A 16,789-nucleotide genomic window follows, 5' to 3' on the forward strand; every position below is an offset into this window, starting at 1 on the left:
GGGGACTTCACCTTGCCTACCGACGCGTCCGGCCGGGGCCCGGCCATACGCCCCTTACTCCTGCCCGACCTGCTCCTGCGCACCGCCGCCGAACGCCCCGGCGACACCGCGGTGATCAGCGGCGACCAGCAGCTCACCTTCGCCGAGCTGGTCGGACGAAGCCGAGGACTCGCCGCGCGCCTGCGGGAGACCGGCGTGGCGGCGGACAGCCGCGTGGGACTGTTCGTCGAACCCTCCGCCGAGCTGGTGACCGGCGTCTGGGGCGTCCTGTTCGCGGGCGGCGCCTACCTGCCGCTCGCCCCGGAGTACCCCGAAGAACGACTGCGCTACATGATCGAGCACTCCGGCACGAAGGTGATCGTCGCCCACGGCCACCTCGTCGAACGCCTCACCGCCCTGGCCCCCGCCGACACCGTGATCCTCCGCATCGAGGACGCCGACCACCCCGCCCCCGACGCCGGAACGGACACGGACACGGACGCGGGGAGGGCCACGGGGACGGAGCGGGACGCGGCCGTCGACCCCGCCTCCCTCGCCTACGTCATCTACACCTCGGGAAGCACCGGCCGCCCCAAGGGCGTCATGATCGAACACCGCAGCATCGCCTCCCAGATGACCTGGCTGCGCACCGACCACGGCATCGACCGCACCCGCGTCATCCTCCACAAGACGCCGATCAGCTTCGACGCCGCCCAGTGGGAGGTCCTCGCCCCCGCCGTCGGCGCCCTCGTCGTCGTCGGCGGCCCCGGCATCCACCGGGACGCCGAACGCCTGCTGCACACGATCAGGGTCCACGCCGTCACCACCCTCCAGTGCGTCCCGACCCTCCTCCAAGCACTCCTGGACACCGAGGAGTTCGGCACCTGCACCTCGCTGCGGCAGGTCTTCACCGGCGGCGAGGTCCTCTCCAAGACCCTGGCCCGCACCTTCCTGGAGACCCTCCCCGGCTGCGAACTGGTCAACCTGTACGGGCCGACCGAGTGCACCATCAACTCCTCGTCGTTCCGCGTGCCCCACTCCACCCTCGACGACGGCCCCCGCTCGATCTCCATCGGCGCCCCGGCCGCCGCCACCGAGTACCACATCCTCGGCCCCGGCCCCGGACTCACCGAACTCGCCGCCGGCGAGACCGGCGAGCTGTACATCGGCGGCGTCCAGGTCGCCCGCGGCTACCTCCACCAGCCCGACCTCACCGAGGAACGCTTCACCGACAACCCCTTCGGCCCCGGCCGGCTCTTCAGAACCGGCGACCTCGCCTCCTGGAACGCCGACGGCACCGTCCAGTTCGTCGGCCGCGCCGACAACCAGGTCAAGCTGCGCGGCTTCCGCGTGGAACTCGACGAGATCCGCCTCGCCATCGAGACCCACGACTGGGTCCGGCACGCGGCCGTCCTCGTCAAGGACGACCCGAGGACCGGCTTCCAGAACCTGATCGCCTGCGTCGAGCTCGACCCGAGGGAAGCCGCCCTCATGGACCAGGGCAGCCACGGCGCCCACCACCAGTCCAAGGAGAGCAAGCTCCAGGTCAAGGCCCAGCTGTCCAACCCCGGCATCCGCTCCGCGGCCGACCTGAGGGGCCTGCCCTCCCTCGACCTGCCCGGCCGCACCGCCACCCCGGCCCAGCGCGCCCAGGCCTTCGCCCGCAAGACCTACCGCTTCTACGAGGGCGCCGCCCCCGTCACCGAGGCCGACCTCCTGAAACTCCTGGCCCGCCGCCCCGCCCCCGCCCCCCGCGCCCGCCCCCTCGCCGACCTCGGCCTCACCGGACTCGGCACCATCCTGCGCACCCTCGGCCCCCACCTCAGCCCCGACCGGCTGCTCCCCAAGTACGCCTACGCCTCGCCCGGTTCCCTCTACGCCACCCAGGTGTACGTGGAGATCACCGGCTTCCCGGGAATCGCCCCCGGCATCCACTACCACCACCCCGTCGACCACCGCCTGGTCCTCGTCTCCCCGGCGCCCGAAACCCCCCGCGCCCCCGGCGCGCCCGGGGCGGAGGAGACGGGGCCCCGGATCCGGATGCACTTCCTCGGCCGGCACGGCGCCATCGAGCCCGTCTACAAGAAGAACATCAGGGAGGTCCTGGAGATCGAGGCCGGGCACATCGTCGGCCTCCTCGAAGAGGTCCTGCCCGCCCACGGCCTCGGCATCGAGGCGGCCCCGTTCGCCCCGCGGACCAAGGAGCGGCTGCGGGCCGCCGCCGCCGACCACTACCTCGGCGCCTTCGACCTCGTGCCCCACCGCGACCCCCGCACCGGCACCCGTACGGGCAGCGGCGCCGACGACGGTGCCGAGGTCGACCTGTACGTCCAGATCCACCCCGGCCGCGGCCTCGACAAGCCGCCCGGCCAGTACCTCCACCACGACGGCCGGCTCCTGCCGGTCTCCCCGGACCTCGTCCTGCGCAAGCACGTCATCGCCATCAACCAGGCGGTCTACGACCGGGCCGGGTTCGGGATCTCCGCGATCAGCCGCACCCCCGAGCGGTGGCGGCGCCACATCGACCTCGGCCGCACGCTCCAGCGGCTGTCGATGAACGACCTCGACCTCGGTTTCATGTCCTCCGGCTACAGCTCCCACAGCGGCGACGACCTGCCCTCCGCCCGCCGCATCGACACCGTCCTGAAGGACCTCGACCGGCCCCGCGGAGCGTCGTACTTCTTCGTCGGCGGACGCGTCAGCGCCGAACAGCGGCGCCACGAGGGCATGCGCGAGGACGCGGTCCACATGCGGGGCCCCGCGGAACTCATCCGCGACGACCTCGTCAACTACCTGCCGGACTACATGATCCCGAACAAGGTCGTCGTTTTCGACGCGCTGGCCACCACCGCCAACGGCAAGATCGACCTCAAGGCGCTCGCCGCCCTGGACCAGGTCGACGTGGGCGCGGCCGACCGGCCGTTCGTCGCCCCCCGCGACGAGACCGAACGCCGCGTCGCCCAGCTGTGGAAACGCGTGATGAAGCAGGAGAGCGTCTCCGTCCAGGACGACTTCTTCGCCTGCGGCGGCAACTCGCTCCTCGCCGTCTCCCTGATCCACCACGTCAACCGGGCCTTCGGGACCTCCCTGCCCCTGGAGACCGTCTTCACCTCCCCGACCGTGGAAGGCCTCGCCCGCCGCCTCGGCGGAGAGCAGACGCCCTCCTCCTCGCGCCTGGTCGTCCTGCGGGAAGGCCCCGGACGCCCCGTCCACTGCTGGCCGGGCCTGGGCGGCTACCCCATGAACCTGCGGCTCCTGGCCGAACGCGCGGGCCTGGACCGGCCGTTCCTCGGCGTGCAGGCGTACGGCATCAACCCCGGCGAGGCACCGTACGAGACGATCCGGGAGATGGCAGCCGAGGACGTCAAGGCCCTCACCGAGCGGCAGCCGGAAGGCCCCTACACCCTGTGGGGCTACTCCTTCGGCGCCCGCGTCGCCTTCGAGGCCGCCTACCAGCTGGAGCGGGCCGGCCACACCGTCGACCACGTCTTCCTCATCGCGCCGGGCGCCCCCAGGACCCGTACCCAGGGCCCCGGCCGGCGCACCGCCTCGTACACCGACGCCGTCTTCGTCGCCATCCTGCTCTCGGTGTTCACCGGCCGGATCGACGAGGAACTGACGGCCCGCTGCCTCGCCGAGGCCGCCGACGAGGAGGGCTTCGCCGCGTTCGTCGCCGACCGGGTCCCCGGCGCCGACCGCGACTTCGTCCTGCGGATCATCCGGATCGTCGCGCTCACCTTCGAGTTCAGCTACACCTTCCGCGAACTGCGCGAGCGGCGGGTCGCGGCCCCGCTGACCGTCTTCACGGCGCAGGGCGACGAGTACGGGTTCCTCGACGACGGCGGCGACTGCTTCACCACCCCGCCGACCGTCGTCGAACTGAGGGCGGACCACTACTCCCTGCTCAGGGACCCGGACGTCGACGAACTCGCGACGGCCATCCGCCGGCGCCTGAAGAACCGGAAGGACACCGTCATGCCGCACATCAGCATCAAGCACTTCCCGACGCCCCTCAGCGACGCGCAGCAGTCCGAGCTGGTGGCCTCGGTGACCAAGGCCGTGACCGACGCCTTCGGCTGCGACGAGGGGGTGGTGTCGATCGCGATCGAACCGGTCGACAAGGAGCTGTGGACCGAGGAGGTCTACATCCCGGAGATCCTCAACCGCCGGCACGTCCTGAGCAAGGTGCCCGACTACGGCCCCGACACCGACACCGCATCCGCCCCCGACACCGACCTCCACTGAGAAGGCGACCGTGAGCACTTCCTCCCTCCCGGACATCCCGCTCGTCCTCGGCGACGAGGTGGCCGACGCGCTGAACGAGGGCCGCCCGGTGGTGGCGCTGGAGTCCAACGTCATCACCCACGGCCTGCCCTACCCCGACAACGCCGCCACCGCCCGCAAGGTCGAACAGGCCGTGCGCGCGGGCGGCTCCGTCCCCGCGACCATCGCCGTCGACGCCGGCCGGATCGTCGTCGGCATGAGCGACGCCGACATCGACCGCTTCGCCTCCACCCCCGGCATCCCCAAGGTCAGCAGCCGCGACATGCCCGTCGTCCTCGCCCAGGGCCGCATGGGCGCGCTGACCGTCGCCTCCTGCCTGGTGGCGGCCGAACGCGCCGGCATCGCGTTCTTCTCCTCGGCCGGCATCGGCGGCGTCCACCGCGGCGCCGAACGGACCATGGACATCTCCTCCGACCTCGTCCAGTTCACCCGCTCCAAGGTCGCCGTCGTGTGCGCGGGGGCGAAGAAGATCCTCGACCTCGGCCTGACACTGGAGTACCTGGAGACCCAGTGCGTGCCCGTCGTCTCCTACCGCTCCGACGACTTCCCCGCCTTCTACTGCGTCTCCAGCGGCTTCCCCAGCCCGATGCGGCTGGACGACGACGAGGTCATCGCCCGGGCGGTCGAGAACCACTGGGCGCTCGGCAGCAACAGCGCGTTCCTCGTCACCACCCCGGTACGGCCCGAGGAGGCGATCGACAGCGACGAGGTGGACGCCGCGATCACCGAGGCCATGGCCGCCGCCGACCGCGACGGCATCCGGGGCCAGGCCATCACCAAGTACCTCATGCGCGCCGTCGACGCGGCCACCCAGGGCCGCTCCTCCCGGGCCAACATGGCCGTCCTCGTCAGCACCGCCGAGGTCGGCGGCCGCCTCGCCGCCGCCCACGCCCGCCTCAAAGCCGCCTGACTCCCACCACAGGAAAGGGACACGACACCATGACGAAGCTCGACACCCAGTCCACCGCCCGGGCCGCCTCCTACCGCCCGCTCATCTCCTCCGAGCGCGTGAAGGAGATCGAAGGACTGCGCCGGACCATGGCCGCGCACTCCGGCGGCGAGGAGGGCGAGCAGACCCACCCGTTCCTCGGCCTCACCCTGCGCGTCCCCGCCCAGGTCATGACCCCCTGCCCCGTCTCCCCGATGCTCGGCGGCGCCGTCTTCGCCGAAGTCCGGCCCGGCGACAAGGTCCTCGACATGGGCACCGGCAGCGGCTCGCTCGCGCTGATCGCCGCGAAGAAGGGCGCCGACGTCCTGGCCGTCGACCTCAACCCGCACGCGGTCGCCGCCGTCGCCGCCAACGCCCGGCTCAACGGCGTCGAGAGCCAGGTCGAGGCCCGCGAGAGCGACGTCTTCGACGCCGTCGAGGGCCGCTTCGACCTGATCGTCTTCAACCCGCCCTTCCAGTGGTTCGCCGCCGCCGACTACGCCGACGTCGCCGGAACCGACGCCGGCTACCAGGCCCTGACCCGCTTCTTCCGCGAGGCCCGCGCCCACCTCACGGAGAACGGACGCATGATCATGTTCTTCAGCACCATGGGCGACGTGGAGTACTTCGACAAGCTGATCGCCGACAGCGGCTTCGACCACACGGTGGTCCTCTCCACCACCCAGCCCGTCTTCGACGTCCCCGTCGACTTCACCGTGCACCGCCTGTCCTGACCTGACCCGCACACCCCCGCACAACCCGTTCGTGGCCCGGGGCCTCCCTCCCTCTCCGGGGGAGGCCCCGGGCCACGCCCCTTGTCCGCCCGCCCGTACGACGGGAGAGACCGGCCACCCATGAACATCGCCGTCACCGGGTCCATCGCCACCGACCACCTGGCGACCTTCCCCGGCCGCTTCACCGACCAGCTCCTCCCCGAACACCTCGCGACGATCTCCCTGTCCTTCCTCGTCGACGACCTCCAGGTCCGCAGCGGCGGCGTCGCCGCCAACATCTGCTTCGGCCTGGGCCGGCTCGGCCTCACCCCGCTGCTCGTCGGCGCCGCGGGCACCGACTTCGCCGACCACGACGCCCGGCTGCGCGCCTGCGGCGTGAACACCGCCGCGGTGCGGCGCAGCACCACCCGCCGCACCGCCCGCTTCATGTGCACGACCGACACCGACCACAACCAGATCGCGTCCTTCTACCCGGGCGCCATGACGGAGGCCCGGGAGATCGACCTCGCCGAGGTCGCCGACCGGGCGGGCCCCCTCGACCTCGTCCTCGTCGGCCCCGACGAACCGGAGGCGATGGTCCGCCACACCCGCGCGGCCCGCACCGCCGGCATCCCCCTCGCCGCCGACCCCTCCCAGCAACTCGCCCGCCTGGAAAGGGAATCGGCCCGCCTGCTCGTCGACGGCGCCCGCTTCCTGTTCACCAACGCCTACGAGAGCGCGCTGCTGCGGCAGCTGACCGGCTGGAGCGAGGACGAGGTACTGGCACGGGTCGGGACGTGGATCGTGACCCGCGGCGCCGACGGCGTCTCGCTCCTGACCGCCGGCCGCCCCGCCGCCCACGTCCCCGCCGTCCCCACGGACCGGCCCGTCGACCCCACCGGCGTCGGCGACGCCTTCCGCGCCGGATTCCTCGCGGGCCACGCCCGCGCACTCCCCGACGAGCGCGCCGCCCAACTGGGCTGCGCCCTGGCCGCGGTGGTCCTGGAATCCACCGGCACCCAGGAGTACACCCTGCGCCCCGGCGACCTGACCGACCGCCTGCTGCGCGCCTACGGGCCCCGGGCGGCACAGGAGAGCGGGCCGTGGCCCGGGCGGCGGGACACCCGACCGCAACCCGCCCCGGCCTGAGCCCCCCGGCCCCAGCCCCTCCGCCCCTCTGCACCCCGGCATCGCGGCACCCCGGCATCGCGGCACTCCGGCAGCCCGGCATCGCGGCACCCCGGCATCGCGGCAGCCCGGCACCGGGCCACCGGCCCGCCTCAGCCCGAGGCGGGCCGACCCGTCCCGGCCGGCTCCTCCTCGATGCCCAGCAGGTCCAGGAACGCCGCGCCCGCCGGCGTACGGCCCTCACGGCCCCAGATCACGTACTCGGCGCGCGACGGCGCGTCCGCGACCTCGATCGCCACCAGACCGGTGAGACCCGCGACGTACGTCGGCGGGAGCAGCGCCACCCCGAGACCCGCCCCGACCAGCCGCGCCAGGTAGTCGGCGTTGGTCACCTCGAAGGCGACCTCGCGGGTCAGACCGGCCGCGGCGAACGCCAGGTCCGACTGGGCCCGCCCGGCGGTCTTCGCCGGCAGGTCCACGAACACCTCCGCCGACAGCCGCCGCAGGTCGACCGCGCTCTCACCGGCCAGCGGATGATCCGGCGAGACCACCGCCACCAGCCGCTCCCTGGCCAGCTCCCGGGCCATCACCCCCCGGGGGCGGGCCGTCACCGGAATGCCGAGGAACGCCACCTCGACCTCGCCCAGCCTGACCCGCTCGACCAGCTCGTCACTCGCCCCCACACCGAGACTGACCTGCGCCTTGGGATGACGCCGGTGGAACTCCCGCAGCACGGCGGGAACATCCACGGCGGCGACGGTGGGGATCAGCCCCAGCGCGAGACGGCCGCGGACCTCCCCGACGGTCGCCGCGACGTCGGCCGCCGCCCGCTCCGCCGCGTCCAGGCACTGCCGGGCCTGCGGCAGGAACGCCGCCCCCGCCTCCGTCAGCCGCACCCGGCGACTGGTCCGCTCGAAGAGCCGCGCCCCCAGCTCCTTCTCCAGGCGCGCGATCTGGTGGCTGAGCGCCGACTGCACCACCAGACAGCGCTGGGCCGCCCTCGTAAAGCTGTTCGTCTCGGCCACGGCGATCACGTACCGCATCTGCTGAAGCTCCATCACCCCATCCTGATCCATCTCGATACGCGATGCACAGCGTGACAAGCATGTGTTGGACTCATCAATACCGGGGGGCCGACACTGATCAGGACCGCACGCGCGGCAGGTCCACCACAGGCCGCCGCCACGCGGCCGCGCCCTCCCCTTCCCGCACCTGAGCGCACCCCCGGACAGGCCCTCCCCGGCCGCCCGGGTCCTGCCCGCGCGCCCACGTGCCCGCGACACCGAAAGGACGAGCACCCGCCATGAGCACCAGCACCAGCACGAGCACCACGCCGGCGCGCACCGAGACCGCCACCACCATCGCCGACATGTGGGTGGACCCGCGCTGCCCCTGGGCCTGGATCACCTCGCGCTGGATGCTGGAGGTGGAGCAGGTCCGCCCCGTCCGGACGCGCTTCCACATCATGAGCCTGTCGGTCCTCAACGAGGGCCGCGAGGTCCCGGAGAAGTACCGCCAGGGCATGATCGACGGCTGGGCCTGCGTCCGCGTGTGCGTCGCCGCCCAGCACCACCACGGCGAGGCCGTCCTGCGCCCCCTCTACGAGGCCATGGGCCGCCTGATCCACCACGAGAAGGCCGGCCTGGGCCACGACATGATCAGCGCCGCCCTCGCGGAGGCGGGCCTGCCCGCCGACCTCGTCGACGCCGCCGAGGACACCTCCTGGGACCCGAAGCTGCGGGCCGTGCACCACGAGGGCATGGACCCGGTCGGCTCCGAGGTCGGCACCCCCGTCATCCACGTACCCGGCCCGGACGGCGAACCGATGGCGTTCTTCGGCCCCGTCCTCACCCCCGCCCCCCGCGGCGAGGCCGCCGGGAAGCTCTGGGACGGCGTGCTCGCGGTCACGAGCACCGACGGCTTCTTCGAGCTCAAGCGCGGCCGCGACCGCGACCCGATCTTCGACTGACCCGGCGGGAGCGAGGCGAGATGAAGACGGGATGCGAGGCGAGATGAAGAACGGACAGAACGTCCTGACGGCGGCCGTGACCGGCCTGGCGCCGGCCGTCTGGGGCAGCACCTACCTGGTGACCACCGAACTGCTGCCGCCGGACCGGCCGTTGCTCGCGACCACCATGCGGGCCCTGCCCGGCGGCCTGGTCCTGCTGGCCCTCGGCCGCAAGCTCCCGGCCGGCGTCTGGTGGTGGCGCGCACTGGTCCTCGGCGTGCTGAACATCGGCGCCTTCAACTTCCTGCTCTTCGTCGCCGCCTACCGGCTGCCCGGCGGCATCGCCGCCATGATCATGTCGGCGCAGCCCATGTTCGTCGTGATCCTCGCCGCCCTCTTTCTCGGCGAACGGCTCAGAGCCCTGTCCGCCGTGGCCTGCGTCATGGGCGCCGTGGGCGTCGTCCTCCTCGTCTTCAAGGGGACGGTCACCCTCGACGCGGTGGGAGTCCTCGCCGCGGTCGGCGGAGCCCTGTGCATGGCATCCGGCATCACCCTGACCAAACGGTGGGGCAGGCCCGAGGGCGTCAGCCTGCTCACCTTCACCGGCTGGCAGCTCACCGTGGCCGGCCTGCTCCTGCTCCCGTTCTGGCTGACCCTCGAAGACCTCCCCGACGGCCTCACCGGCACCAACGTCGCCGGCTTCGCCTACCTCATCACCTTCGGCGCGGTCCTCAGCTACATCATCTGGTTCCGGGGCATCGAACGCCTGCCGGCCGTCGCGGTCTCCTTCCTCGCGCTGGGCAGCCCGGTCGTGGCCGCGCTCCTCGGCTACCTCTTCAAGGACCAGACGCTGTCCGCCCTCCAGCTCCTCGGCGTGGCCGTCATCTTCCTGGCGATCCTGCTGGGCCAGCCCCGCGCGCCGAAGAAGAAGCCCGAGGACCCCGGCGTGCACGAGCACGGGGAAACCCCCGGGAAGAACCCGGCACCACCCCTCGCCAGCACCCAGCGGATCACGGCGGGCGCACCTCACCACGGCGGGAACCCCGCCGACCCCGCATCCGGAGAGATGACATGACGATTCAAGAAGAGACCAACGCGCCCGTCGCGCCGCCGCAGCAGGTGTCCCCGGCCAGGGGATGGCTGGGCGTGGCCGCCATCACCGCCAGTCTGTTCGTCTTCCTCACCACCGAGCTGATGCCGATCGGCCTGCTCACCCCGCTCAGCGAGAGCCTGCACGTCTCCGTCGGCGCGGCCGGCCTGATGGTGACGGCCCAGGGCGTCGCGGCCGGACTCGGCGTCCCGTTCATCGTGGCGTGGACCCGCCGCGTCAACCGCCGCCGCCTGCTGACCGCGCTCCTCGCCGTCCTCGCCGTCGGCAACCTGGTCACCTCGATCGCCCCGAACTACCCCCTGATCCTCGGCACCCGCCTGATCATGGGCTTCGCCAGCGGCGTGTTCTGGGCGATCGGCGTCAGCATGGCGATGCGGATCGTCCCCGAGAAGCAGGCCAACAAGGCCGCCGCCGTGGTGATGTCCGGCATCGCGATCGCCACCGTCGTCGGCATCCCGCTCGGCACGCTCCTGGAGAGCGCCGGCGACTGGCGCACCACCTTCCTGATCTGGTCCGGACTGAGCGCGCTGGTCTTCCTCGCCGTCGCCTTCACGATCCCCTCCCTGCCGTCCGCGAACGCGGTCTCGGTCCGCGAGGTCTTCTCCCTGCCCGTCAAGAACGTGCAGCTGCGCGTCGTCCTGATCATGGTCGTGCTCTTCGTCCTCGGACACTTCGGCGCCTACACCTTCGTCCGCCCCTACCTGGAGGAGACCACCTCCGCCACGGTCGGCTTCATCACCGTCGTCCTCATCGTCTTCGGCGTCGGCGGCGCGATCGGCAACTTCGTCGGCGGCCAGACCGTCAACAAGAGCCTCAAGGGCAGCTTCGTCGCGGGCGGCCTGCTCCTGATCGCCGCGCTCGGCATGCTGCTGCTCATCGGCACGAGCGACATCGGCGTCATCGCCGCCATGGTCCTGTGGGGCGTCGCCTTCGGCGTCGTCCAGCTCAGCCAGATCAACATGACCCTCGCCGCCGCGCCCGAGACCTTCGAGGCCGCCATGTCGCTCAACACCATGGCGTACAACACCTGCATCGCCCTGGGCGCCCTCATCGGCGGCCTCTTCGCCGACCACACGGGCGTCACCAGCGTCGTCTGGCTCGGCATCGTCCTGGTCGCCCTCGCCGTCCTCCTGCGCGCCGTCGCCGGCCGCAAGGCCGCGGCGACGAGCTGACGGCCCCACCCCGAGACCACCGAAGCGCGGCCCCGTACCCCGCCCGAGCGGGGCACGGGGAAGGACCCGGCGCCCGCCCCCGTCGCAGGGTCCACCCCGCCTTCGGTGCCCGTGGGCGCGTACTCCTCCCGGCAACGAGGAGTACGCGCCCACCACGCTTTCCCGCCCCATGAAAGGCAGACTCACTCCCATGAAGTCCCCCGCCCCCACCACCCCCACCAGCCCCGCCGACCCCACCGGGACCGGGACCGCCGCGGTGACGGCCGCCGGTCTGGCGGCCGACCTGTCCGTCGACCTGACGGCGGGCCGCTGGACGCCGACCCACCTGGACCGGCGCCTCGCCCAGCTCCTCGTCACCGCCTCGGCGGGCGACGGCCAGCTCACCCCCGAGCGCCTGCGCACGGCCCTGTGGGAGGGCGGCGAACCGTTCCTGCGCCAGCCGGACAACCGTTTCGCCCAGCTCCTGACCCACCTGACCGGCACGCCCCCCGCCCCCCGCGACACGACGGTCCCCACCCTGCTCCACCGCCTGGCCCGCTGACCCGCACGGACCGCACCCAAACCCCGCTGACCTCGCCACCCGCCGACCCGCCCGTACGGCCCCGGGAACCGCGGAGCGCGCTGCCGGCGTCCGTCTGTCCGGGAGTTCGCAAGATCACGAACGGCGGACCCCCGGACGACCGCCCCCGGACGACCGCCCCGGACGATGCCCCTGACGAAGGACGTGCCTGTGACGGCAACAGCCGCCCGCTACCTGTACCTGACCCGCCACGGCGAGGCCTCGCCGGACGAGACGACCCTGACCGACGCCGGCCGCCGCCAGGCCGTCCTGCTCGGGGAACGGCTGCGCGGAGCCCCGCTCGCGGCGATCCACCACGGCCCGCTCGCCCGCGCGGAGCAGACGGCACAGCTGGTCGGCGAGCAGCTCGACGGCGTCGCCCTGCACCGCTCCGCACCAGCCGGCGACTACATCCCGTACATGCCGGGCCGCGAGGAACTGCCGCCGGAGTCGGCCGACGCCATGCTCGGCCACCTGGCCCTGTTCCCGGCCGAGGAGCGCGAACAGGGCCCCGGCCTCGCCCGGGAGGCGGTGGCCCGCTTCACCGGACCCGTCGCCGGCGACGTACCGCGCCACGAACTGGTCGTCACCCACAACTTCCTCATCGCCTGGCTGGTCCGCGACGCCCTGGAGGCCCCCGAGGCGCGCTGGATGGGCATCAACCACGCCAACGCCGCGCTCACCGTGATCCGTTACGCGCCCGGCCGCCCGGCGTCGGTCCTGCTGTTCAACGACACCGGCCACCTCCCGGCCGACCTGCGCTGGACGGGCTTCCCGCCCGAACTCCACATCTGACCGCCGGGTGCCGCCGTCTCCGCGTGCACCGCCCCGCTCCCGGCCCTACGGTGACGGCATGAGCGACCCGGAGCGGAACAAGGCCACGGCCAAGGCCTTCTACGACCTGATGTTCAACCAGTGCCGCCCCGCCGAGGCCGTCGAGCGGTACGCCGGCGACACCTACATCCAGCACAACCCGCACGTCGCCGACGGCAAGCAGGCGTTCGTCGACTACTTCGAGCGGATGGCCGCCGAGTACCCGGGCAAGCACGTCACCTTCCGGCGCGTCCTCGCCGAGGGCGACCACGTCGTCCTGCACTGCCACCAGACGTGGCCCGACGAGGAGTACGCCGGAATCGACATCTTCCGCTTCGACGCCGACGGCAGGATCGTCGAGCACTGGGACGTCCTCCAGGTCGTCCCGCCCACCAGCGCGAACGACAACACCATGTTCTGACGGGCGGGGAAGCCCACCGGCTCGGAGACTGTCAGCCATGGGTGGAGGACAGAACAGGACCAGCGGCAGGGCCAGCGGCAGGACCAGCGGCGAGGGCGGCGAACCGTGCGACGGGACGACGGCCGACGACGACGTACTCGACCTGGTGGGGCGGCTGGCCGGCCTCCTGGTCGCGGGCGGTTACGAGGGGACGCTCCGCGCGGAGGAACGGCTGCGCGCGGTGGCCGCGGCGTACGGCCGCGAGGCGGAGGTGACCGTCCTCGCCGACTCGGCGGTCGTGACGGTCGGCGGGGCGACCCGGGTCGTGGCACACGCGCCGGACGTCCCGGTCCTCGCGCGGGTCAGCGAGTTGAAGCCGTGGCTCGCCGAGGTCGCCACCGGCCGGGTCCCCGCCGGCGAGGCCCGGCGGCGCCTGGAACGGATAGCGGCGGCCCCCCATCCGTACGGGCCCTGGCTGCGCCTGCTCGGCGTGGTGCTGTTCTCGGTCGGCTTCGGGGTGTCGATCCAGCCGACCTGGCAGGAGGTGTGGATGACCGCCCTGCTCGGCCTCGTCGTCGGAGCGCTCCACGTGGGAGGGCAGGTGACGGGCCGGCCGGGATGGCTCGCGCCGCTCGCCGCCTCGGGGATCGTGGGGACCGTGGTGCTCGTGGCGGCCCGGGAGGGCTGGGTGACGGGCGGCACGATCGAGCTGATGATCCCGGTGCTGTTCGTGTTCATCCCCGGGGACGCGATCACGATGGCGATGGTCGAGCTGTCGGTGGGCCGGATCACGGCCGGCGCGGCCCGTCTCGCCCAGTCCCTGGCCCTGCTCGGGGCCCTGGCGTTCGGGCCGGTCCTCGCGGCGGCGGCGCTCGGCATGGACCAGTCGGAGATCTTCGACGAGCCGGTGGCGCCCGAACTGGGCGCATTCGCGGGCTGGTTCGCCTGGGTGGTCTTCACGGTCGGCGTGATGCTCGTCTTCGGGATGCGCGCCAAGGACCTGCCGTGGTCCCTGGCGCTCGTCCTCGTCACCTACGGGACGCAGCTCCTGACCGTACGGGCGCTGGGCACGCTCGCCGGGACCTTCGCCGCGGCGGCGGTCATGGCCGCGATCTGCCTGCTGCTGGGCCGCAGGCCCGGCGCCCCGCCGCCGTACGTGCTGTACCTGGCGGCGTTCTTCGTCCTCACACCGGGCTCGCACGGACTGCGCGGCATGGACGCGTGGCTGGGCGGCGACCCGGTGCGGGGGGTCCAGGACGTGGCGGGCATGTTCGGCCTGATCGCCGCGATCGCGCTGGGCATGCTGGCCGCGGCGGTGACGGTGGGCACACAGACCACACAGACCACACAGGACACACAGACCACGCGAGCCACACAGACCGCACGGGCCGCACCGAGTGCACCGAGCACGCCCTCACCCGAACGGCCCAACGAGCCCACCCGCCCCTGACATCAGTCGAGACAGAACTCGTTCCCCTCGGGATCGGTCATCACGATGAACCCCTCGCTCAGCGGGGGAGCGGGCTCGTCACGCCGCACCCGCTTCGCTCCGAGCGCGACGAGCCGGTCGCACTCGGCCTCCAGCGCGGCCATCCGCTCCTCCCCGCGCAGCCCGGGCGCCGCGCGGACGTCGAGGTGGACACGGTTCTTGGCGACCTTGTCCTCCGGCACCTGCTGGAAGAACACCCGCGGACCGTCCCCGTCCGGGTCCTCGATGGCGGACCGCGTGTTGCGCTGCGACTCCGGTACGCCGATCCGCGCGAGGAACTCCTCCCAGGCGGCCAGCGGGTCGGCCCCCTCGGGCAGGTCGACCCCGGGCGGACCGGGATGGACGTACCCCAGGGCGTCGCGCCAGAAGGACGACAGGGCCCGGGGGTCGTGGGCGTCGAAGGTGACCTGGAAACTGCGGCTCATCACGATGCTCCGTTCGTAGCGGCTGTTCGTACCGGCCGTTCGCAGCGGCTGTGAGAACCACCCTGACACCGATGGAGGACAGAACCGGTCCGCAATCTCTGCGAGTCTGGACGGCATGGAGACCAAGAAGAGCGACGGCGGCGAACAGGGCACGACGGAACGGGTCCTGACCCTCCTGGGCCTCCTGCAGCAACGCCGGCTGTGGACCGGCCCGGAACTGGCCGACCGCCTCGGAGTCACCCCGCGCACGGTGCGGCGGGACGTCGAGCGGCTGCGCGCGCTCGGCTACCCGGTGCACGCGGCCCAGGGCGTGGGCGGCGGCTACCGCCTCGGCCCCGGCCAGACCCTGCCGCCCCTGCTCCTCGACGACCGGGAGGCCATCGCCACCGCGGTCTCCCTGCTCGCCGGGGCGGGCGGAGAGGTCGCGGGCGCCGGCGACGCGGCGCTGCGGGCGCTGACGAAACTGGACCAGGTCCTGCCCGCCCGCCTCCGGCACGAGGTCCGGGCGCTCTCCGGCTCGGTGGACTCCTTCGGCACGGGCCGCACCCCGGTCGACCCCGAGACGCTCATGACCCTGGCGAGAGCCTGCCGGGACCAGGTGGAAGCGGCCTTCGACTACCCGTCAGGAGACGAGCGGCACCGCCGCAGGGTCGAACCCCACCGCCTGGTCACCTCCGACCGCCGCTGGTACCTCCTCGCCTACGACCTCGACCGCGACGACTGGCGCACCTTCCGCGTCGACCGCGTCACCGACGCGACCCCCCGGACCTGGCGCTTCCGCCCCCGCGAGACCCCCGACGCGGCCGCGTACGTCCACGAAGGCGTGGCGAGCCGCGCCTACCCCCACCAGGCCCGCTTCCTCGTCCACGCCCCGGCCGAGACGGTCCGCAACCAGATCCCGGCCTCGGCGGCCGTGGTCCACCCCCGGGGCCCCGCCCACTGCGAGATCCACAGCGGCGCCGCCGGCCTCGACTTCCTGCTCCTGCACGTCCTCCTCCTGGGCCACGACTTCGAGGCCCTGCACCCCCCGGAACTCAAGACCCGCTGCCAGGCCCTGGCCCGACGACTCCTCGCGGCCGCCGAACCGTCCCCGCCACCCCCGACTCCGCCCCGGGACCTCGGGGCGTGAGAGGGACCCAGGTGTCACGGCCGACGTCCCGGCCGACGCGGACAGGGCGCACCGCACGCCGCCCCACTACGTCAACGCCGTTGACCGAGAGGGGCGCGGCCTGCCTAGGATCCGCCGTACCCCTGTCCCCACGCCAGACCCGCTGACTTGTGGAGCGCCGTGACCACCCCGACCCCTGAGCCGCAGACCACCGCCGAACCGGCCTTCTTCGCTCCCGCCCTCGACTTCGCCTTCGAGATCCGCGCGTCCCTCGCACCCTCCGTGCACATCGGACACGGCGCCGGGGAAGCCACCGAGTACATCCCCATCACCGGCGGCACGGTCGAAGGCCCCCGCCTGCGCGGTACGGTCCTGGCCGGCGGCGGCGACTGGTGCGACAGGCGCGGCGAGGTCTACCAGCTCGACGCCCGCTACCTCCTCCAGGCCGACGACGGCGCGGTCATCGACATCACCAACCGCGGCTACTACCACGAGGACGACCCCGCGGCCCCCGCCCAGTACGACGGGGATCTCCAGGTGTCCGAGGCGGGCGTGTACTACCGCACCGCCCCCGTCTTCCGCACCGACGTCCCCGCCCACCTCTGGCTCGCCCGCACCGTCTTCGTCGGCCTCGCCCGCGGCGACGACTCGGAGGTCGCCATCCGCTTCTACGCCGTGTCCTGAAGCGCGGCGGCGCCCGGTGCGCTCCGGCCCGTGCGCCACGGGACGCGC

The 16,789-nt window shown here is 72.9% G+C and carries 15 protein-coding genes; 13 read left to right on the forward strand and 2 right to left on the reverse strand.

The annotated features are described in order from the left end of the window. The first annotated feature begins 12 nt into the window (after positions 1-12). The 4 genes from AB0G79_RS27050 to AB0G79_RS27065 all read left to right on the forward strand — a co-directional run bounded on the left by AB0G79_RS27050 (position 13) and on the right by AB0G79_RS27065 (position 7,053). Entirely contained in the window at positions 13-4,224 is a 4,212-nt protein-coding gene (locus AB0G79_RS27050; RefSeq protein WP_360810793.1) for an amino acid adenylation domain-containing protein, read from the forward strand. A 10-nt stretch (positions 4,225-4,234) separates the two neighbouring features. After that, positions 4,235-5,173, forward strand: coding sequence for a pseudouridine-5'-phosphate glycosidase (locus AB0G79_RS27055; protein WP_360810795.1), 939 nt, complete (start codon positions 4,235-4,237; stop codon positions 5,171-5,173). Positions 5,174-5,202: 29 nt separating this feature from the next. Further along, positions 5,203-5,925, forward strand: coding sequence for a HemK2/MTQ2 family protein methyltransferase (locus AB0G79_RS27060; RefSeq protein WP_360810797.1), 723 nt, complete (start codon positions 5,203-5,205; stop codon positions 5,923-5,925). A gap of 120 nt (positions 5,926-6,045) precedes the next feature. After that, the gene (locus tag AB0G79_RS27065; protein WP_360810799.1) at positions 6,046-7,053 is read left to right on the forward strand and encodes a carbohydrate kinase family protein; all 1,008 of its coding nucleotides are present in this window, start codon (positions 6,046-6,048) and stop codon (positions 7,051-7,053) included. A 131-nt stretch (positions 7,054-7,184) separates the two neighbouring features. On the opposite strand, the gene AB0G79_RS27070 is transcribed toward AB0G79_RS27065, so the two are convergent. Then, positions 7,185-8,090 carry a LysR family transcriptional regulator gene (locus AB0G79_RS27070; RefSeq protein WP_360810801.1) on the reverse strand — a complete coding sequence of 302 codons (906 nt, stop codon included), beginning with the start codon at positions 8,088-8,090 and terminating at the stop codon, positions 7,185-7,187. A 245-nt stretch (positions 8,091-8,335) separates the two neighbouring features. On the opposite strand from AB0G79_RS27070, the gene AB0G79_RS27075 reads away from it, so the two are divergent. The 7 genes from AB0G79_RS27075 to AB0G79_RS27105 all read left to right on the forward strand — a co-directional run bounded on the left by AB0G79_RS27075 (position 8,336) and on the right by AB0G79_RS27105 (position 14,485). Then, a complete protein-coding gene (locus tag AB0G79_RS27075) occupies positions 8,336-9,001 on the forward strand; it encodes a disulfide bond formation protein DsbA (protein ID WP_360810803.1) in 666 nt (221 codons plus the stop codon). A gap of 43 nt (positions 9,002-9,044) precedes the next feature. Continuing rightward, positions 9,045-10,055 (forward strand): EamA family transporter, encoded by a 1,011-nt coding sequence (locus AB0G79_RS27080; protein ID WP_360810805.1) that lies wholly within the window; start codon positions 9,045-9,047, stop codon positions 10,053-10,055. After that, positions 10,052-11,263 carry an MFS transporter gene (locus AB0G79_RS27085; protein WP_360810807.1) on the forward strand — a complete coding sequence of 404 codons (1,212 nt, stop codon included), beginning with the start codon at positions 10,052-10,054 and terminating at the stop codon, positions 11,261-11,263. The genes AB0G79_RS27080 and AB0G79_RS27085 overlap by 4 nt, the downstream gene beginning before the upstream one ends. 190 nt (positions 11,264-11,453) lie before the next feature. Beyond that, positions 11,454-11,804 (forward strand): hypothetical protein, encoded by a 351-nt coding sequence (locus AB0G79_RS27090; RefSeq protein WP_360810809.1) that lies wholly within the window; start codon positions 11,454-11,456, stop codon positions 11,802-11,804. 189 nt (positions 11,805-11,993) lie between these two features. Next, positions 11,994-12,617 (forward strand): histidine phosphatase family protein, encoded by a 624-nt coding sequence (locus tag AB0G79_RS27095; protein ID WP_360810811.1) that lies wholly within the window; start codon positions 11,994-11,996, stop codon positions 12,615-12,617. A gap of 58 nt (positions 12,618-12,675) precedes the next feature. After that, positions 12,676-13,056 carry a nuclear transport factor 2 family protein gene (locus AB0G79_RS27100; RefSeq protein ID WP_360810813.1) on the forward strand — a complete coding sequence of 127 codons (381 nt, stop codon included), beginning with the start codon at positions 12,676-12,678 and terminating at the stop codon, positions 13,054-13,056. Positions 13,057-13,093: 37 nt separating this feature from the next. Next, positions 13,094-14,485, forward strand: a complete 1,392-nt coding sequence (locus AB0G79_RS27105) for a threonine/serine exporter family protein (RefSeq protein ID WP_360810815.1) — start codon at positions 13,094-13,096, stop codon at positions 14,483-14,485. 2 nt (positions 14,486-14,487) lie between these two features. On the opposite strand, the gene AB0G79_RS27110 is transcribed toward AB0G79_RS27105, so the two are convergent. Further along, the gene (locus tag AB0G79_RS27110) at positions 14,488-14,949 is read right to left on the reverse strand and encodes a VOC family protein (protein WP_360810818.1); all 462 of its coding nucleotides are present in this window, start codon (positions 14,947-14,949) and stop codon (positions 14,488-14,490) included. A 115-nt stretch (positions 14,950-15,064) separates the two neighbouring features. Between AB0G79_RS27110 and AB0G79_RS27115 the strand changes: the two genes are divergently transcribed. Beyond that, positions 15,065-16,078: a WYL domain-containing protein gene (locus AB0G79_RS27115; RefSeq protein WP_360810820.1), complete on the forward strand. Its 1,014-nt coding sequence runs from the start codon at positions 15,065-15,067 to the stop codon at positions 16,076-16,078. Between the two features lie 159 nt (positions 16,079-16,237). Further along, positions 16,238-16,741 (forward strand): DUF3237 domain-containing protein, encoded by a 504-nt coding sequence (locus AB0G79_RS27120; protein ID WP_360810822.1) that lies wholly within the window; start codon positions 16,238-16,240, stop codon positions 16,739-16,741. Positions 16,742-16,789 lie beyond the last annotated feature (48 nt).

This window comes from Streptomyces sp. NPDC020807 (genome assembly GCF_040641575.1).
Classification (GTDB): Bacteria; Actinomycetota; Actinomycetes; order Streptomycetales; family Streptomycetaceae; genus Streptomyces.